Genomic DNA, 20,194 nt, shown 5'->3' on the forward strand with positions numbered 1-20,194 from the left:
CCATTCTGCCTTTTATTTTTTTAATTAAATAATAGATTCGGTAACCATAAAGAAATTTGTGGGAACATAATTAGAATGATTAATATGACAACATCGACGAATACAAATGGCCAAATACCTTTAAAAATTGTATTTACTGTAATTTCCTTTGAAACAACACCTTTTAATGCATATACATTAAGACCAACAGGAGGAGTAACCGCACCAATCTCTGTTAACTTCAAACAAATTATTCCAAACCAAATTGGATCATATCCTAAAGAGGTTATAATTGGCATTACGATTGGTAGAATCATTGCAAAAATTCCGATTGGAACCATAATCATCCCTAGTATGAAGAATATAGCACAAATGACTATTAAAACCAGCATTGGAGAAAGGTTTAAACTTGTTAGATAAGAAGTAATATCCTGTGGTAAACGACTTAAAACTAAAACTTTTCCATAGTACAATGCTCCAATATTTATAAGGAATACCATTGAAGTAGTATTTGCAGATTCACGAAGCGCACTTGAAAAATCACTCATCTTTCTAAAACTTCCACCAAAATAACCAATAATTACTACAAGTATACAGCCCACTGCAGCTGATTCGGTAGGAGTAAAGAGTCCTGTATATATTCCTCCTAAGATAATAAAAGCAACTAATAAAATTGGCCAAGCCATACTTAGGAGACTTACTCTTTCTTTAAAGTTTAATTTAGGTTGAGCCAGTTGTCTTTGTGTTAATTCCTTATCATTTTTTGCTTTAAAAAAAATGTAAATAGAGAAGATTATTGCTGATAAAATTCCAGGAATAATTCCAGCAAAAAATATTTTCGCAACAGAAGTATTAGTAAACAATGCATAAATAATCATCATCATACTCGGTGGGATCATAGAAGCAAATGTACCGGCTGAAGCTATAATTCCAGACGCAAAAGAATTACTATATCCCATCTTTTTCATTTCTGGTAAAGCCATTTTACCAAATACTGAAGTTGCAGCAATTGAAGCACCAGAAATAGCACCAAATCCAGCACAACCAAAACAAGTAGTTATCCCAACTGAACCTGGTAGTCCTGATGTTAGACCATCTGCACTTTTATATGCCCTGTTAGCAAAACCTGACTGTACTGCTAAGGAGCCAAGTAAAATAAATAATGGGATTGCAGTCCAGCTAGGAGCCGCAATTGATGAATATGCTGCCCCGGTTAATAGAGATATAGATTTATCCGCCCCAAACAATAAATATGTACTAAACAAACCACTTAATATAAACGAAATCCCAACTGGAACACTCAAAAATATTAGTACTAAAAGCAGTGCTATACATATTATTCCGATCGTGGTCACTTCTAGCATTATAATTCTCACCTCTTTTATGAATATAAATCAAGGAAACTACTTTTGGATATCTCCTGTTCTTTTAATGTTCCAAAGACAAATTGTTAAAATAAATGTTGTGAATTATTATGATCATTATTTACTTTTACAATATCTTTACCTGTAATAATCCTATTAATGTCTTCAAATATCTTGAACAGGACTTCTAAAGCAAAAAATAATAAACCAATAACAATTGCTAACTTGGTTGGCCATATAGGAATACTTATTACGTCAGCAAAGCTTTCCTTTGTTTGAAAAGAACTTATTACACTTTCAATTGAAGCATAGAAAAAAATAGCGATGGCTATAAATTTTAATATATTTACTAATAAACTATTATATCTTTTTGGCTTTGGAGGTAACACGTTCGGTATCATATCTACTGCTGCATGTTCATCATTCCATTCACAACGACCTAAGCCCAAATAAACAACTGCCAACAGGATCAATACTGCCAAATTAGTTAGACCTGGGATAGCAAAGCCTAATTCCCTAGATACGAGATTAACCGTAAGTAATATCATAATAATAAATAATAATATCCCACATAACTCTGCTAATTTATTGTTTACGGTGATTACCATGTTTCTTGAGGAACGGTAAAATTTTTTCATTTTTTCATACTCCTTTCTAATTCAGGTTAACAATGCCTATATTGGAGTAGTTTTAAATAGTTCCCCCTCCTTACTTAATTAGAAGGGGGAACTATGAATACACCAAATTTATTTTTCTTTATTTAGGTTATCTTCCATAATTTTATCAAGTTTTTCAATATACTCTTCTGCATTTTCAATACCATACATTTCTTTAGCTTCTTTAACCCAAGTATTCCTTAAATTAGAAATCAACTCTTGGTCAGTAAAATATTCGATGTCACCTTCATCAGCTATTTTGATATTTGCCCCACCTGCACGTTGTGCTTCAATCGTTTCTTCCAACTCACTAGCATAAACTTCACCAAACTTCTCCTGAGCAATCTCTGTTGCCTTTAGTATTCCATCTTGAATATCCTTTGGCATACTGTTCCATTTGTCAAGATTTATAGTATGCAAGAATGGAGTGGACCACCATAATTGTGGTGCAACTATAATTTCTGGTGCTGCTTCATGAAACTTCATTAAATGGAACCCATCATAATTTGTCATAACACCGTCAATAACTCCAGTTTCAAGGGACATATACACATCTTCCCAAGGAACACTTACTGGATTCGCACCAATATGTTTTAGAGATTCTAAATGCCAACGACTTGATGCCCTCCAACCTTTTCCAATAATATCTTCTACACTTTCAATTTTATTTGGAGATCCAAAAACTGTTGGAAGACCAACTGTCATCAATAACGGTTTTTGATTTAGTTTTTCTAACTCTTCAGAAAGCTGCGGAAGTTGTTCGAATGCTTGTTGATAGATAGTGTTGATATTTTCCCACTTTTGAGGCGCCTCTGGGAAAAGTTTAAATATTTGAAATCCAAATAGTTTTTCAGGATAGAAGTCTGGGAATATTAGAGCCATATCAGTAACTCCATCTGCTACACCATCTAAGACTTCTTGTGAATTTAATAAAGCTCCACCGAAATTCACATTTACTTTTACTTTAGAATTTGTTTGCTTTTCAATTTCAGGAATCCATACATCTTCAACAAAACTTGTTCTCATACCTCCTGGCGGATCATGATCCGAATAAGTTAATGTAATTTCAAAATCATCACCTGAGGTATCATTATTCGCATTTTCTTTTTTACCACATGCTGAAATAATCAATGAAAGGACAAGAATTAACATCAATGAAACTAATTTTAACTTTTTCAACACAATTCCCCCTTAATTGTTATATATAGATGTTTCATTAAAGCCGTATTATATTAACTTTTCTGCTTTAGCTTTGTATGCAGATCCTCGTACAACCTTCCCAAATCCTGGTTCAATACTAACTTGTTCTCCGTCGTAAACTGTAGTCCCTCTTACAATTGTCTGGACGATTTTCCCTCTTACTTTGGTTCCGTGGAATGGTGTAAGTTTTGCATTTGTATGTAATTTGTTTTCGTCTATTATCCACGTTTGATTTGCATCAATGACAGTGAAGTCCGCATCGTAACCAATTTCAATCTTTCCTTTATTTGGTATTTGGAAGACTTCAGATGGATATTGAGCAAGTAGCTTTGCGTAATCAATGGTAGTAAATTTCCCATTTAAAACCATGTGTTCAAATAAGAGTGTGGCCATTATTTCTAATCCTGAGAGTCCTGGAGAAGACTTAAATATATTATTTTCTTCTATTTTTTTATGTTCAGTACCCCAAGCTACGTGGTCGGAAGTGATCATGTCTATTTTTTTGTTAAGAAGATGTCTCCATAACCCTTCAACATCTTCACTAGTTCTTAGAGGTGGATTATTTTTCGCTTTAGGTCCGAACTCTTCTAAAGCGCTTACATTAAGCAGTAAATATGGGTAACATGTTTCGGAAGTGATGTTAACTCCTTGATCCTTAAAGTAATTAATTTGATCAATAGTCCTTGGATGACTTACATGAACGATGTGTAGTTTTACTTGTGTCCAATAAGCAAACTCTAGAAGTTTAAGTACTGCGCTAGTTTCAGAAACCGGTGGTCTAGTTTCCATATGCGCACGGGGATATGTTTTATCAGTTTTTGTGTATTCTTTAATTAGCTCTTTAATAATTTCATCGTTTTCGGCGTGAAATGCAATTCTAAGACCGGTTTCTTGAATTAACTCCATAGCTTTTATAATTTCATAGTCTGGTATTCTAGGAAAACGATAAGGATCTGCTTCGAGAGTAGATAATTTAAAAGCTATAGCACCTTGTTCAGCCAACTTCTTAATTTGGTTTGTACCACCAGTCTTTGTAATAGTAGCCCAAAGTCCCATATCTACGAGACTACTTTTTTCAATCTTTTCAACTTTTTCGTCAAATCTTTTAACATTGGTAATTGGATCCGGTACATCGTAAGGCATATCAACTATCGTGGTAAAACCACCTACAGCAGCTGCCCTACTCGTAGTTTCAAATCCTTCATTTGGATTACTTAAGCAATGAACATGTGCATCAATTAATCCTGGAAATACATAATTCGTACCAAAGTCTAATAATTTTTCAGAATCTAAGACACCCAGTTCTTTTTGAATGTCAACTATTTTACCATTGTTAATTCCAATCTCTCCAAAAACCTCTTCATTTTCTAAAATTAACTTTCCTCTAACCACTAGTTGATATGACATAGATACCTCCTACTATTTTTTATAGGTATTTTTCTATATTAGTAACAGCATTCCTTAATTTCATAACAATTTCATCTTTATTTATTTTCAACATTCTTTCTCTTGGGCCAGCAATTGCTAATGAAGCAAACACATGCTGTTTCGAATCCCTAATTGGCACCCCAAACGATATAACACCTTCATCAATTTCTCCATCAGAGGTTGCATATCCTTTTTCTTTTATTTCATTCAAATTAACCACTAATTCTTCTCTTGTTGCTAATGTGCTTTCGGTATATTTTTTCACCATCCCTTTTATAAATAATTTGTCTACTAACTCTTGACTCTGATAGGCTAAAATAGCTTTAGATGATGCACCAGTATAAAGTGGCATAATTTTACCTTGTTCTGAAGAAACCTTTACTGGCCTCATAGATGAAACCGTTTCTAGACAAACAGCATACATATCTGATAAAACACTCAAAATCGTTGTTTCCCCTAAATCGTTTGTTAAATCTTTCATATAAGATAAGGATATTTTTGATAAACTGTTATCTAGTCTTACTATATTGGCAAAATCGATGAAACGATATCCTAATTGATATTCCCCTCTATCGGTTTCAATTAAAAATCCATTTTCTTTTAAAACCCTTACGTGTCTATAAACACTACTCTGCGGAACATCCAATAGATTTGAAATTTCCGCTACAGATAAATGTGTTTTCTTTTCACTGTATAAATCCAAAATTGAAAAAATCTTTTCAGTGCTCACAAAAAATCCTCCTAATACAAAACCTAGTCCATAATGCGATATGTATCAGTTAATAAGTGATAAGTGATAACTGATAATTAATTATCAAAAGATGATATAATTACTATACTGTAAAATAATCCACTTCGTCAATATAATTTTCAATGTTTATTTTATATTATAAACATTCTTAATATTCGTCCGTATTCATTCATTTTAAAACAGGTTACATTGAGCCCACTGTTATTCTTTCAATCTTACAAAAAAAATAATATTACCCTTCACTTTAAGAGAACGAAGTATTAGAATTATAAGAAAATAACAATAACAGTCTGAAAGAGGTGTTAAGTATGATTAGGAAAATTGAACACACGGCAATAATCGTTAAGAATATGGATGAATCTATTAAATATTATGCGGAAACATTTGGTTTTAAAGTAAGAAACAGAGGAAATAATGAACGAAGAGAAATGGTCTTTATTTACCTCGAAAATGATCCAGATTACGAAATTGAACTAATCCAAGATCTAGTACCAATAGCAACGTATTCTCCAAACGGATTAGTTAACCATATCGCTTTTACAGTCGACAATATGGATGAATCTATTACATACTTTACTAGCAAAGGTATCAATTTTAAAACAAACACTCCTAATATAGCTATTGATGGCGCAAAGACGATTTTTTTTAATGGACCTAATGGCGAATTACTTCAACTTGTCGAACGTACAAATTAATTCTTCTTATGAAGACAACTATCTTTGCTAAAGTATATCAACCTATAAAAATTTCCATATTCCAAACGAATAGTAGCGGAGTTTTTTCCGCTACTATTATATTTTAGGTATAGTGTGGTAATAAGAACTCAACGAAAAAATTTCTTCTACTAACTCCTCCAACCGCTGATCAGATTTGTTATACGAATCATTCTACGATAACCAAAGTATTTGAGTAGCGAAAAAAATCACAACAATATTGAAGTAGCAAATTTCACGTAAACCTTATTTACTTAATTCAGCCAATAATAACTAAACTACACATAAGTACTTTTTGTCCGAACTGCCAATCAATGGGTATTCATGAACATAAAAGTTTCTTGCGCCATAACAGGCTCCAAAATATTTAATTTTAGCTTAATCTATTAAACAATTACACCCACCACATCTCGGTTGGGGATTCGTTAGTCATAATCGATTTTAAATTTGATATCCTTCATTAACCGACATTAATGGGTCTTCATGCTCAATACTTACAACATAATCATAGCCATAGGTGCGAAGAGCACTTGTCATATCAGACCATTTTGCACAGTGTGACCACATCCGACGGAACGAAAAGTCCAAGCACGATTTTGGATATCACCGTAAGGATTCATATCTGTTAAGCCATACATATTAACATTACAGAAGTGAAAATAAATCAATCGGTATTTCACCGATTGATTTATTTTCATAGATAAAAACATACTAAAGAATCTGACGAAAGCTACAATAGAAAAGAGTTAAATCAACTACTTTGAAACAGTTGCTTTTTCTGTATTCACGCGAACTATCTGCTTCGTTACATTTGATTCAAGTGCTGCTAATATTACTTGAAGTGATTTCATTCCTTCTTCCCCGCTTATTGGTGGCACCGTGTCGCTAATAATGCAATTAACAAAGTTTTCAATGACATGCGAATTAGTTTGCCCACCTTCTTCATTTGATTGGATTTTATCTAACTCATATTTCACAACTTCACCGTTTTTATATTCAACGATTAATGAATGTACAGGGTCAGCTTCAAGCCTTAGTACTCCATTTTCCCCATAAATAATTGTTGAGTTATCGCCTCCAGTAACATACGACCAACTTGCTGTTAATGTACCGATTACCCCATTTTCTGTTTTAAGGATACAAACCGCATTATCATCGACATCTGTGTTTTCCTTTGCACTCGTCTGAACAAATGAGCCAACTTCTACTATTTCACCGAGCAAATAACGAATTAAATCTGATTTATGTACGCCGAGGTCACCCATTGCACCAATAAAAGCTCGTTCCTTATCGAAAAACCAGCTTGTCGCTCCGTCAACGCTCCATTGTTCTGGCCCGGGATGTCCGAATGTTGTTCTAAAGCTATAAACTTTGCCAATTTCACCACTATCAAGAATCTGCTTTGCTTTTACGTGTGAAGCAACAAAGCGCTGATTATGGGCAATCATCAGTTTTTTATTGTTTTCTATTGATGCTTGAATCATTTCTTCAGCCTCTTGCCTTGAAGTAGCCATTGGCTTTTCGCATAGCACATGTTTTCCGGCATTTAATGCATCAATCGTAACTGGCGCATGCATAGCATTTGGCAAACAAACACTTACAGCATCAATTTCTTCATTTTTTAGCAATTCTGTATAATCCACATATGCGGTTGCCCCGTATAATTCAGCCATTTCATTAGAGCGTTCCTCAACAATGTCACAGACAGCCACAATTTCAACATTTTCATGTGCCGCATATTCCGGAAGGTGACGACGTCTTCCTATAGCTCCACATCCAATTACACCAACTTTTACTTTACTCATAATAAATTCCTCCCTAATAAGTTTTAACATTGTTATTCTTTAATTCTTCTATTCCGTTCACAGGAAGTGGGGCAGCCTGTTCATAAGTACTTTTCATTATATAATGCATACCATTTAATGAAGATTCGTAAATGCCATGCATCACTTCAAGTACATGATAGGACTGTTTTCCAGATGCACGTGGAGGTCTGTTTGAGTGAATGGCAGCTACCATATCAGCAACCCCAAGCCCGCGACTGTTTTCTGTAAATCCATGCGTTAAGTGAATTTCTTCCCATTCGACCTCCCCTGGTTTACGAATCAAGACGGGCCCACCAAATGTATTTGGATCAGGAACACTTAAAGTTCCTTCTGTTCCATAAATTTCAATAAACGGTGTTCTCGACCCCCATACATCAAAACTTGTAATAAGCGTGCCAACCGCACCATTTTCAAAATCAAGAATGCCTGCGACATGTGTAGGTGTATTGACTTGTATCTTTTTTCCGTATTTTTCCTTACTTGTAATGGTACGCTCAGGAAGGGATATTTGAGCTGATCCTGTTACACGTCGAACAGGACCAATTAGATTAATAAGTGCAGTAATATAATATGGTCCCATATCAAACATAGGTCCAGCTCCGTCTTGGTAGAAAAATTCAGGATCAGGATGCCAGCTTTCCGGTCCATGTTTCATCATAAATGCAGTTGCCGCAATCGGTTTGCCAATTGCCCCATCTTGGATTAACTTTTTACAGGTTTGAATGCCCCCTCCTAAAAAGGTGTCTGGAGCAGCACCAATCATTAATCCTTTTTCTTCGGCTTTTTCTAATACTTTTTTACCGTCGTTAAGGGTTGTTGAGATTGGCTTTTCAACATATACGTGTTTTCCTGCATCTAAAGCCTGTAAACAAACATCAGCATGAGCACGAGGAATTGTTAAATTTATAACAAGCTCAATTTCAGGGTCTGCTAGTAGCTCTTGAACTGTTAAAATCTTTCGGATTTTATACTTTGATGCTTTTTCTGCAGCTTTGTTTAAATCTAAATCTGATACAGCTATCACTTCAAGGTTCTGAAACGTTTGACAGTTTGTTAAATAAACATCGCTAATATTTCCGCAACCGATCACACCGATCTTCACTTTTTTCATTTCTAACCATCCTTTCTTTACTCCTTTACTGCACCCCCAGCAAGACCTTTTACAACTTTTTCTTGTGAGAATAGATAGACAACCAAGATTGGAAGACTAGCAAGTGTCAAAGCGGCCATCAAACCAGGAATATTCACTGAAAATTCGCCTTTAAAATCTTGTAAACCTAGAGGTAATGTCATGTTTTCTGGACTAGAAATTAGGACTAGTGCAAAGATAAATTCATTCCACAAATGAATGAAATTATAGATTAAAACTGTCATTAAGGCAGGAGTTAGCATTGGAAGAATAACTCGCCAGAAGATTTGGAAGTGATTGCATCCATCTATTTTCGCGGCTTCCTCAAGTGATTTCGGAATTTCTTGCATAAATTGAGTTAAAATAAAGATTGAAATTGGCAAACTAAATGCAATATATGGCCCTAACAATGCCCAAATAGTATCAAGTACCCCCATGCTTTGCGAAAGTTTAAAAATGGGAATAAGCGTTGCATGAATAGGAAGCATCATTCCTGAAATAAACAATAAAAACAATAGTTTATTTAATTTAAATTTCATTCTGCTTAATGGGTAACTTGCTAGAGCCGCAATAATCATTACTGCAAAAACTGCTACAGTAGAAACAAGTATACTGTTTATAAAGTATCGGCTTAATCCCATTTCAAAGACAGTTTGGAAGTTTTCGAGATTAAAAGAAGAAAATAGTGCAAATGGCTTCTCAAAAAATTGACCCTGTGTCTTCAATGATGTTGAGATCATATATAAAAAGGGAAAACCTGTGAAGACTAGCAATAAAACTGCAACGACATAAAGTGGTATCTTTTTAAATCCAATCGTCATACGTAGGCCCCTCTCTTTTTACGATAATAATCCATCACTTGAATAATAATGGTGACAAAAAGTGCAACAAAGAACATCACAAAGGCAATTGCACTAGCATACCCCATGTTAAAGTTAATAAATGCCTGCTTAAACATATACGTACCTAATAACTCTGTCCCATGGTTAGGACCTCCGCCGGTCATAATATAGAATATATCAAACGCTTTTAACGACCCGACAATTGCTAATATCGAAGAACTAACAATGGTTGGCATCAATAATGGAAGGGTTATACGAAAAAACTTCGTTAAAGGATTCGCGCCGTCAATTTCCGCTGCTTCATACAAATCTTCTGGAATTCCGACAATCGCAGCTTTAAAAAGAATCATGTAGAAAGGTGCGAATTGCCATACAATAACGAGGAGTACAGCAAAAAGGGCAGTGTTAGTCTGGCTCAACCACGCAACATTTTCAAAGCCAAACAAATTAATAAACTGATTAATCATTCCGTTGATTGGGTCAAACATCAATACCCATAACATTCCGATTGCAACTGTTGACATAAGAAACGGGAAAAAGTAAATACTGCTGAAAAACCTAATCCCTTTAATAGGCGCAAACAGCATAAGGGCCATGATTAAACCTAATGGAATTTGAACAAAAACGGATGTTAATACAACCCAGGTATTGTTTGTAAGGGCCTTCCAGAAAATAGCATCTTTGAATAGATCAATATAGTTTTGTAGTCCTATAAATACTCCGACACCCATTCCATCCCAATCGTAGAAGCTGTACATTAACGTTGTTAAAATTGGGTATATCACATAAATTGAATAAACGATTAACGCTGGTGCTACAAACAATCCGATGGTTAATGCACTTTTAAATTTGTTTTGTTTTGTACGAGATGCAACATTTACAATTGACCTTGTGTTTGTTACTTTAACTTCTGTTGTTTCCATTATATATCCCCCTCCTTTTTTATGTATGTGTAAGAGAGGGGAGGCTCCCCTCCCTCTTTAAGTTACTCTAAAACCTCTTTTGCTTTTGCTTCCATTTTCTCAGCGGCTTCTTCTGGTGTCATATCCAACCCATAAATGGCTTGGGTCGTATCTTTATGCAATTCTGCCAATTCTGGAGGAAGTGTTTGATCATATGGCATTTGCAAATGTGTTGCACCTTGAACAACCTCATAAAAACGTTTTGTAAACTCGTCTGCTGGCTTAACATCTTTTATACCTGATAGTGAACCTGTACGATCCATATAATTTTGAGCAGTTTCTGCACTTGTAAGTTCTATGGCTAATTCAGTTGCTAAGTCAGGATATTTACTGTTTTTCGCTACTGACCAAACCGGTCCTGTTGCAGCTCCTACTTGGGTTTGATCACCTTTCCCACCTTCAACAGTTGGGAATAAGAAAAAGTCTAGCTTTTCTTCAAATTCAGGTGCTTCTTGTCTTACGTTGTTTACGAAAGAGATTGTCATATCCATCATGGCTGCCTGTCCGGAATAAAGTAATTGGCGACCTTGTCCTTCATCATAAGGGACACCATTAAACCCAGGGTTAAACGCTTCTCTTTCAACCATTTCTTGTAGATATTCGCCTGCTTGAACATATGCTGGATCATCGAAACCTCTGCCTTTTCTATTAAACGCGCTATCAAATAATTCAGGACCTGCAATACGGCTTGCAAAGTTCATAAACAGATAAGCCCCTGGCCATTTTGTTTGATTTGCTAAAGCGATTGGAATAATATTGTTATCTTTTAATGTATCAATCACTGAGAGCCATTCATCATATGTTTTAGGTGGTGTTAATCCGTATTTTTCAAAAATTTCTTTATTGTAAAACACAACATCAATTGATAAACCTAAAGGAAGACCATATACTTTATCATCAAACGTTGTATTAGCAAGAGCAAGTTCATTAAAATGAGCCTTATCGGTTGATTCCGTAAGTTCTAACACCTTACCTTGGTCAACAAAGTTCTTTAACCAGCCTCCCCCCCAGTTACTAAACACATCGGGAGCTTCATTACCTGACATCGCAACAGAAAGTTTTTGTTTAAAAGCATCATTCGGTATCCGAAGAACCTTTACGTCGACATCAGGATGTTTTTCTTCAAATCTAGCAACGGCTTCTTCATAAATCTTTTCTTTTTCACCTGGATCAATATGCCAGAATTCTAACACTTTCTTACCCTCATTACTTTTACTGTCCTCTGCCTTTCCTGATGATGTTTCACTTGTTGAACCACCACCATTTAACCCACAAGCAGCTAATAATAATACAGCTAACATCGTAAATATAGTAAGCAACTTTTTCATTATTCAACCTCCTGATTATCTAATATAAAAAGTAAGATTCTAACTTTATTACCTATTACAAACTATTATTTAACTAGATAGCACTGACTTCTTTTTCAAATATTGAATACTCATTTCAACACTTTCAAGTGGGGATCGCCTTGAACGATCTTGTTCAACAATGAACCATTCTACCTTTGATGCCGGTCCTTGCTTTAATACCCCGTCTATATCTACTCCACCTGTCCCTAATTCAGCGAAAAATTGTTCACCGTCTGTTGTCATATCTTTTAAATGTACAAGTGGTGTTCTTCCTTTATAACGCTGTAACCACTTAACCGGATCTTCACCGACTTTTGTTAACCAGTAAATATCTAACTCTGCTTTTACCCATTCAGGATTTGTTTCATCTAGAAGTGTTTCAAGTGCGGTACGTCCATTCGATAGGAGTTGTAATTCAAAATCATGATTGTGATAACAGAAGGTAATTCCTTCTTTTTGACACTCTTGCCCAATATGATTCAAACTATTGATTAGGTGTAGATAATCTTCTTCTTTTCGTCGTTCTGGAGGAAGGAAGGGACAAACAATTTTGTCGTTTCCTATTGCTTGTTCGTAGGTGATAATCTCACGTAAGTTTTCTTCTAAAGAGGATATAGGAATATGACTTGATGTAGCTTTTAAACCAAGATGATCGATCACTTTTTTTAACTCATTTGCAGGGAGACCGTAATATCCAGCAAATTCAACCCCTTGATACCGGAGTTCTGCGACTTTTTCTAATGTCCCTACAAAGTCATTACTACATTCATTTCGTAGTGAAAACATTTGTAGTCCAATCGGAATGTTTATCATTTTAACTCTCCTTTTACTATGAATTTTCTTTTTATGTAACGAAGCTTCTTTTTTCACCTCCTTAAAAATCTATTAAACCGGTTACATTATTTCATCAAAAAACAAGCTCGAACCTTGTTGTTATGAGAAAACGTAAAATAAACTTTGAAACCGATTACATTTTTGTTGTATAAAAAAACTATATAGCTATTTTTCTATAACTGTTGCTTTCTTAAAACCGCAGGAATCTCTAATCGTCAACCTCGCATTTAGTACATGTTTTAATCTTGTTAGCTTTTCTCCATTAATTTGCTGGAGTAATAACTCCATTGAGCGTTTCCCCATTTCAAAAAATGGTTGTTCGATTGTAGTCAAGGCAGGCTCGAAAATCTCTGAAAACTTAATATTATCAAAACCTACAACAGCTATATCTTCCGGTACTTTGAGTCCCTGTGATTTTGCAGCTTTCACAACACCCATTGCCATGACATCATTTCCAGCAAACACGGCAGTTGGCGGATTTTCTATAGCCAATAACTTTAGCATCTGATTATATCCAGATTCAAAAGAATAGTCACCTTCTTGTACTAGTAAACTATCTAAATCCACTTCGTGCTGTAGTACTGCTTGGTGATACCCCTTTAATCTATCCCTGCTTATTGAAATTTCAAGTGGTCCAGTAATATGAGCTATCCTCTTATGACCAAGCTTAATCAGATGTTCCGTAGCTTCTCGTCCACAACTAATATTATCAATGGCTACGGTAGGAATATTTAATCCCTCATTGTAATCCGAAGTTAGAACAACCGGATACTTTGCTGCAACCTCATTTATCACCTTTTCCTCAAGTGGGATTGTTAATAAAATCATCCCGTCCACTTGTTTTTGTTTTAATTCATTAATAAAGATTGATGTTTTCTCAGGATCTCGATTGGTATTTCCTAACAGAACTTTAAACCCGTGCTCATTTGCTGCAGCATCAATCCCTCCAATAATTTGAGGGAATACATTATTCATAATGGTTGGAACAACAACGAGTATTGTTTTTGTTTCCGTTCTACGAAATTGTCTGGCAAGCAAATTCGGTTGATAGTTTAGTTGTTCTATTGCATGTAGTACTTTTTTTCGAGTTTGTTCTTTGACTGTCTCTGGATGTTGCAATACCCGTGAAACAGTAGCTTTTGATACATTTGCTAATTTTGCAACATCACTCATTTTGGCCATGATATTTCTCCTTATCGTTTTCCATATTAGTTTGTTTAGTAAGTCTATATATTATTTTAAGAGAATGACACAAATGTAACCGGTTGCATTTTATATGTAAAAAGGTTCCAAATGCTTGTTCTTCACCATTAGTATAAAGAATCCTTTTTTAACTTTCAAGTATTTTTAGAGAATTTTATTTATTTAAAAAACATTTAGAACTTTTGGCCTATTTTAGATCCAAATTTTATTTGTAACGTAATCTTTGGTGAAAAAGTTATATTAAGGTTGGTAATTTGTAAGAAGATATGAAATTAGTCAGCTTGTACGCTTTGGAGATGAACGAGATATAGTCCCTATTCGAGGTTCATAAGATGTTCTTCACGGATATCTAACTTAATTTGTTTTCTTCATAATATAAAGAAGAAATTAAGAATGTTGCTAGACAATTTGTATGAAGAAAGGTCGAGGAAGCTCGACCTTTCTATAAATATTCCCTGTTGAAACTTCACTTAAATGGTTTCTTACACTTTATTAAAACGTCAATACCACCTTTGAAACCTTCATTGGTTCAGTTTCCACTAGATGAATGGCTTCCTGAATTTTTTCAAATGGGTAGATATGCGATATAAAGTCTTTCCCTGTGATTTCTCCCTTGTTGAACCAATCAATGACTTCCGGGAACTTATTAGCATGTAGTCTAGAACCAAATATATCTAACTCATCTTTTGTAATTAGTAATTGCGGTATTTTAGATGGTCTATCGGTAAAACCTAAAACTACAATCCTGCCGCCTTTACTTACTACTTCAATTGCTTGTTCAAATGAACTAGCATTTCCAACTGCGTCTATCACAACATTTGCACCAATATGTTGTGTATATTTATTAATCTTTTCATTTACATTTTCTTTTCCTGCATTAATTACATAATCTGCTCCTAGCCTTTTTGCATTTTCAAGCCTTTCATCAACTAAGTCCGAAACAATACAGATGGCTCCCTTGTTTTTAGCCACTTTTAGTGCACACAGTCCTGCAGGGCCGGAACCCATTATAAAAACATAATCACCTTTTTCCACTTGCCCACGTGAATTGACTTGCGCAGCAACTGTAAATGGCTCAATCATTACCGCTTCTTCATAGGAGACAGAGTCTGGTATTTTAAAAATGTTCTTTTCTGGTGTTACAAGATATTCCCTGAAACCACCATCTTCATGTACACCTCGAACCCTTAATTTTACACATAAATTTGGTCTATTCTTTTTACATTGATAACACTCTTCACAATTAATAATAGGATCTATTACAACTCGATCTTGTACCTTAAATTTCTTTACTAACTCACCAACCTCAACAATTTCACCCACGATTTCGTGCCCTAAAACTCTAGGATACGTCGCTACTGGAGAAGTTCCATGATAAATATGTATATCCGAACCACAAATGCCACCTGCTTTAACCTTGATTTTCACATCATAAGCATTAGTGATTTGGGGCTCAGCAATCTCTTTTATTTCCAATTTTCCAGGTTCCGTTACATAAGTCGCTTTCATCTACATTCTCCTTTTTATAATATCGAATGCTTCTAAGCGCGTGTTCTATTTTCTACAAAAAGTTCTATTCGAATCTGAGGCTTATTCACTCTTTAGAGACAATACTTCTTTCCATATACCATCATCAACAGGTATTCCTTGTTCCATATTTCTGTTGCGATTATTTAATGAGTTTTCTCCAGGGTAATAGACTTGACCGCCATCTTGTTCAGGTTCAGAAGCTTTAATAAATTCTGCAATACCATCTGTAATCTTTTCTGTATAATCCTCTCCATTGATTTGGCTAGGGTCCAAGGCGATAAATACTTGGGAACACCCTCCACAACTTCCTTCCTGTACCTTATCAATTTCATTGGTTGATAGTCCACCAGACATGATAGCCGCAATAGCATCTAATAAAATAGAAAATCCAGAACCTTTCCAATACCCCATTGGTAAAATTCGCTTTGTTCTCTCAATTGGACCTGGTTCTCTTGTTAGGTTTCCTTCCTCATCAAAACCGCCTGGGAATGGTAATAGCTCATTTTTCAACTCCGTCGTTTGTAGTTTTCCGTACGAATATTGAGACATTGCCATATCCAAAATAATATGTCCCTTTTTACGCGGAACAGCCATGACAAACGGGTTATTTCCTACCCTTGTGTCTTTTGCTCCCCATGCTGGCATAACGGACTCTGTATTGGTCCAACAAATCCCAATAAACCCATTGTTTACAGCTTTTAATCCATACGTACCTCCACGCATCCAATGGGTTGTATTTTGTAAAGTAACAATTCCAACACCATACGTTTTCGCAATTTCCATCGCTCGATCCATTGCAGTTAGTGCATTTAGTATTCCTGGGCCACGATTACCATTGTAAATCTCAATAGCACCCAAATTTTTAACTAACGTTGGTTCCGCATCAACGTCTACCCAACCTCTTTTGATATAATCCACAAAACGTGGAACACGATTAAGCCCATGAGAAGCGACACCATCGCAACTAGTCTCTGTATGAACCCTTGCACAAATTTCTGCTTTTTCTTCACTCATGCCAGCATTGACAAATGCCCTTTTTATCTCACTTTTCATCGTTTCAAAGCTGATCCTCGTCATGTTCATACTCCCCTTCTAAGAATAGTGTAAAAGTTTAACTTGGCAGTTAGATTTTATTATTAAAATATCTAAACTCCTGAATAAGCCATAAATCCACCATCAACTGGAATAGTTATACCTGTAACAAATCCTGACATATTCTCATCAGCTAACCATAGTAATGTACCTAATAAGTCTTCCGGTTTACCAAATCTTCTCATTGGAGTATGTCCGATGATCTTGTTCGATCTCTCAGTTAGAGAACCATCTTCATTCGTTAATAGATTACGATTTTGTTCTGTTAAGAAAAAACCTGGTGCAATAGCATTAACACGAATTCCAGAATCAGCAAAATGAACTGCTAACCATTTGGTTAAATTTTCTATTCCAGATTTTGCAGCACTATATGCCGGAACCTTTGTCATGGGGGAAGGTGCACTCATCGACGACATGTTGATGATAACTGTCCCTTTTCGATTTACCATGTCCTTTGCAAAAACTTGAGTTGGGATTAGTGTCCCTAGTATATTAAGATCAAAAACAAAACCAAATCCTTCTGTCGTTAAATCAAAAAAAGTCTGAAGTTGATCATTCTCAAGATCTTCTATGTTAAAAGTTTCTTTCGTAGTAATTCCTTTCGGATGGTTTCCTCCTGCACCATTAATTAATATATCGCAAACGCCTAGTTTTTCAGTTATGATGTCTCTTGCTTTTTGTACATCATTCTTATTTAAAACATCACAAGAAATCGCCAAAGCTTCTCCTCCTGCATCGGTGATGACTTGTTCAACTATTTTTCCCTTTTCTAAATTCCTGTTAATAATAGCTACTTTGGCACCTTGTCTTCCAAGTTCCTTTGCCATCGCACTACACAACACTCCACTACCACCTGTGATAACAGCAACTTTACCTTTTAGTCCCTCACTTCGTAATAACATTAACATGTTCTCCCTTCATTCTTTGAAGTGAATCCCATATGCCCCAAATATACATAATGCCTAGTGCGCGATCATATAGTCCGTATCCAGGTCGACACTTTTCTTCCCATATGTGTCTACCATGATCTGGTCTGGCATATCCTGTAAAGCCAATATCATGGTAAGCCTTTACAATTCCAACGATATCAAGTGAACCATCACTCTCTCTATGCGATGTTTCAATAAAATCTCCATTTTCAAATCGCTTAATATTACGAATATGTGCAAAGTGGATTCTACTTCCAAACTCCCTAATCATTTCAGAGATATCATTTGATTCATTTGCTCCCAAGGAACCACTACATAAAGTTATTCCGTTGTTTGGGCTATCTACAATACTTAATAACCTTGAAATATTTTCTTTATTTGTAATTATCCTTGGTAAACCAAACATAGACCACGGTGGATCATCCGGATGAATAGCCATTTTAATGTCATATTCTTCTGCAACTGGTATGATTCTTTCTAAAAAATACTGTAAGTTGTCCCAAAGCATTTCTTCTGTAAAATCCTTATAGGCTTCAAATAACTCTGAAAGTCTTCCCATTCGTTCAGGTTCCCAACCTGGCAAGGTAGAATCTTGATAGTTTGAGAATCTGTTTACAAGTTCTTCTGGATTCATGTTTTCGACCTTTGATTTTTCATAAAATAAAGCAGTAGATCCATCCTCCATTTCCCTAAACAAATCTGTCCGAATCCAATCAAACACAGGCATGAAATTATAACAAATTACCTTTACACCGACACTCGCTAGTTCCTTAATTGTCTGTATATAATTTTCAATGTACTTAGTTCGTGTTGGGAGTCCCAATTTGATATCTTCATGGACATTTACACTTTCGACTACATCTATATTAAAGTGATATCTGTCAGCTAAGCTTTTCATTTCTTGAATTCTTTCCTTTGGCCATTTTTCACCAGGTTCAAGATCGTGTAGTGACCATACAACCCCGCTAACTCCCGGAATTTGTTTTATTTCGGAGAGGCTCACATGATCATTTCCGTCTCCAAACCACCTAAATACCATTTTCAATTTTCTTCACCTACGGTCATCATTTTTTGAAATAGATACAAAACTTAATAAGGTTACAATTCTTCAATACTCAAAAACTCACATAAGTAATTCTGGTAAGAATAAAACAATGTCAGGTACTAACAGTAACAATGCTAATAATGCAATTACACCAAGTAAAAATGGCATTGATTCCTTTACATAATCCTCGATTGGAACTTTCATAATGGAGGTCGTCGTATACATCGTTACTCCTACTGGTGGAGTCATTCCGCCCATGGTGACAATTGTCATCATTAAAATCCCAAAATGAACAGGGTCTACTCCAATTTGTTCAACGATAGGTAAAAAGATTGGCGTTAATAGTAAAACGAGAACAGTGGACTCAATAAACATACCTGCAACAACAAGAAATACTAATATTAAAATTAACAGCAGGGTTGAATTGCTTGTTAGACCAATTAAAAAGTCTGCAGCATTATTTGGTAATCTTTCGTATGTAATGAGGAATCCTAAGATGGATGATGTTGCAATAATTAATAGAATCGATGCATTATCAATGACAGACTGTTCTATTGATTCGATAAAATTCTTCCAATTCAGTTCTTTATAAACAAAGAAACCGATAACAAGTGCATAAACAACAGCAAACGCTCCGGCTTCAGAGGCAGTAAATACTCCAAAGCGAATACCTACTATAAGGATAACTGGAAATAATAGAGCCCAAATACTTTCTTTGAAAGAAACACCCACTTCTTTGAGAGTTGCTTTCTTCATTACAACATTCTCATCGTATCCTCTCTTTCTGGCAATTACATAGGATACAACCATTAAGAAAACCATCATAAGGATCCCTGGGATTACCCCTGCTAAGAACAGCTTTCCAATTGAAACTTCCCCGACATATCCATATAAAATAAGACCAATACTTGGTGGAATAGTTGCTGTAATCAATGAACTTACTGCGATAACACCAGCAGAATATCCACCCGAATACCCCCTTGCAACCATTTGATGACCTAGAATTCTACTTTGCATCGCTGCATCAGCATTTGCTGATCCAGATACACCACCCATGATTGTACTTAGAACGATTGACACGTGAGCGAGGCTTCCTCTTAAGTGTCCCGTAAGCGAATTTGCAAAACGAATAAGACGTGATGTAATGCCAGATGAATTCATTAAGTTACCAGCCAAAATAAAGAATGGAACAGCGAGTAAAGGAAAAGACTGTGTACCAGCAACCATCCTTTGAGTTACTATTTCAATTGGAAGATTGGGTGAAAATAGAAAAAAGGATAAACTGGCAATTCCAATTGCAAATGCCACCGGCATGTTAAGAAATAGTAAAATGAAGAAAATCACAGCAACAAGTAACATTTA

The 20,194-nt window shown here is 35.4% G+C and carries 18 protein-coding genes and 1 pseudogene; 1 reads left to right on the forward strand and 18 read right to left on the reverse strand.

Features of this window, described 5'->3' with window-relative positions:
* Positions 1 to 20 precede the first annotated feature (20 nt).
* From AC6CHV_RS02235 to AC6CHV_RS02255, 5 genes are all read right to left on the reverse strand, one after another.
* Positions 21 to 1,343 (reverse strand): TRAP transporter large permease subunit, encoded by a 1,323-nt coding sequence (locus tag AC6CHV_RS02235; protein WP_498077994.1) that lies wholly within the window; start codon positions 1,341 to 1,343, stop codon positions 21 to 23.
* Between the two features lie 86 nt (positions 1,344 to 1,429).
* Positions 1,430 to 1,981, reverse strand: coding sequence for a TRAP transporter small permease subunit (locus tag AC6CHV_RS02240; protein ID WP_498077995.1), 552 nt, complete (start codon positions 1,979 to 1,981; stop codon positions 1,430 to 1,432).
* 108 nt (positions 1,982 to 2,089) lie between these two features.
* Positions 2,090 to 3,178, reverse strand: a complete 1,089-nt coding sequence (dctP, locus tag AC6CHV_RS02245) for a TRAP transporter substrate-binding protein DctP (protein ID WP_498077996.1) — start codon at positions 3,176 to 3,178, stop codon at positions 2,090 to 2,092.
* A gap of 48 nt (positions 3,179 to 3,226) precedes the next feature.
* Positions 3,227 to 4,606: a hydantoin-5-propionate amidohydrolase gene (locus AC6CHV_RS02250; RefSeq protein WP_498077997.1), complete on the reverse strand. Its 1,380-nt coding sequence runs from the start codon at positions 4,604 to 4,606 to the stop codon at positions 3,227 to 3,229.
* 19 nt (positions 4,607 to 4,625) lie between these two features.
* Positions 4,626 to 5,357 (reverse strand): IclR family transcriptional regulator domain-containing protein, encoded by a 732-nt coding sequence (locus AC6CHV_RS02255; protein WP_498077998.1) that lies wholly within the window; start codon positions 5,355 to 5,357, stop codon positions 4,626 to 4,628.
* A 329-nt stretch (positions 5,358 to 5,686) separates the two neighbouring features.
* On the opposite strand from AC6CHV_RS02255, the gene AC6CHV_RS02260 reads away from it, so the two are divergent.
* The gene (locus tag AC6CHV_RS02260) at positions 5,687 to 6,073 is read left to right on the forward strand and encodes a VOC family protein (RefSeq protein WP_498077999.1); all 387 of its coding nucleotides are present in this window, start codon (positions 5,687 to 5,689) and stop codon (positions 6,071 to 6,073) included.
* A gap of 412 nt (positions 6,074 to 6,485) precedes the next feature.
* On the opposite strand, the pseudogene AC6CHV_RS02265 reads toward AC6CHV_RS02260, so the two are convergent.
* The 13 genes and pseudogenes from AC6CHV_RS02265 to AC6CHV_RS02325 all read right to left on the reverse strand — a co-directional run.
* Positions 6,486 to 6,738: pseudogene (locus AC6CHV_RS02265) on the reverse strand (sugar phosphate isomerase/epimerase); the annotation flags it as partial.
* Positions 6,739 to 6,846: 108 nt separating this feature from the next.
* The gene (locus AC6CHV_RS02270) at positions 6,847 to 7,896 is read right to left on the reverse strand and encodes a Gfo/Idh/MocA family protein (RefSeq protein ID WP_498078000.1); all 1,050 of its coding nucleotides are present in this window, start codon (positions 7,894 to 7,896) and stop codon (positions 6,847 to 6,849) included.
* Positions 7,897 to 7,909: 13 nt separating this feature from the next.
* Entirely contained in the window at positions 7,910 to 9,028 is a 1,119-nt protein-coding gene (locus AC6CHV_RS02275) for a Gfo/Idh/MocA family protein (RefSeq protein WP_440272546.1), read from the reverse strand.
* Between the two features lie 17 nt (positions 9,029 to 9,045).
* Entirely contained in the window at positions 9,046 to 9,867 is an 822-nt protein-coding gene (locus AC6CHV_RS02280) for a carbohydrate ABC transporter permease (protein WP_440272545.1), read from the reverse strand.
* Complete coding sequence (locus AC6CHV_RS02285) at positions 9,864 to 10,811, reverse strand: carbohydrate ABC transporter permease (RefSeq protein WP_341331501.1); 948 nt, start codon at positions 10,809 to 10,811, stop codon at positions 9,864 to 9,866. The genes AC6CHV_RS02280 and AC6CHV_RS02285 overlap by 4 nt, the downstream gene beginning before the upstream one ends.
* Before the next feature lie 62 nt (positions 10,812 to 10,873).
* Positions 10,874 to 12,178 carry an ABC transporter substrate-binding protein gene (locus tag AC6CHV_RS02290; RefSeq protein ID WP_440272544.1) on the reverse strand — a complete coding sequence of 435 codons (1,305 nt, stop codon included), beginning with the start codon at positions 12,176 to 12,178 and terminating at the stop codon, positions 10,874 to 10,876.
* Between the two features lie 69 nt (positions 12,179 to 12,247).
* A complete protein-coding gene (locus AC6CHV_RS02295) occupies positions 12,248 to 13,012 on the reverse strand; it encodes a TIM barrel protein (protein WP_498078001.1) in 765 nt (254 codons plus the stop codon).
* Positions 13,013 to 13,198: 186 nt separating this feature from the next.
* Positions 13,199 to 14,215, reverse strand: coding sequence for a substrate-binding domain-containing protein (locus AC6CHV_RS02300; protein ID WP_121446006.1), 1,017 nt, complete (start codon positions 14,213 to 14,215; stop codon positions 13,199 to 13,201).
* 513 nt (positions 14,216 to 14,728) lie between these two features.
* Positions 14,729 to 15,745: an alcohol dehydrogenase catalytic domain-containing protein gene (locus tag AC6CHV_RS02305; RefSeq protein WP_498078002.1), complete on the reverse strand. Its 1,017-nt coding sequence runs from the start codon at positions 15,743 to 15,745 to the stop codon at positions 14,729 to 14,731.
* 81 nt (positions 15,746 to 15,826) lie between these two features.
* Positions 15,827 to 16,843 carry a 3-dehydro-L-gulonate 2-dehydrogenase gene (gene yiaK / locus AC6CHV_RS02310; RefSeq protein ID WP_498078003.1) on the reverse strand — a complete coding sequence of 339 codons (1,017 nt, stop codon included), beginning with the start codon at positions 16,841 to 16,843 and terminating at the stop codon, positions 15,827 to 15,829.
* Positions 16,844 to 16,911: 68 nt separating this feature from the next.
* Complete coding sequence (locus AC6CHV_RS02315; protein WP_341331496.1) at positions 16,912 to 17,760, reverse strand: SDR family oxidoreductase; 849 nt, start codon at positions 17,758 to 17,760, stop codon at positions 16,912 to 16,914.
* Complete coding sequence (gene uxuA, locus AC6CHV_RS02320) at positions 17,744 to 18,832, reverse strand: mannonate dehydratase (RefSeq protein WP_341331495.1); 1,089 nt, start codon at positions 18,830 to 18,832, stop codon at positions 17,744 to 17,746. The genes AC6CHV_RS02315 and uxuA overlap by 17 nt, the downstream gene beginning before the upstream one ends.
* Positions 18,833 to 18,910: 78 nt before the next feature.
* Positions 18,911 to 20,191: a TRAP transporter large permease gene (locus AC6CHV_RS02325; protein WP_341331494.1), complete on the reverse strand. Its 1,281-nt coding sequence runs from the start codon at positions 20,189 to 20,191 to the stop codon at positions 18,911 to 18,913.
* Positions 20,192 to 20,194: the final 3 nt, after the last annotated feature.

The sequence above is a fragment of the Ferdinandcohnia sp. GQ5 genome (assembly GCF_059759275.1).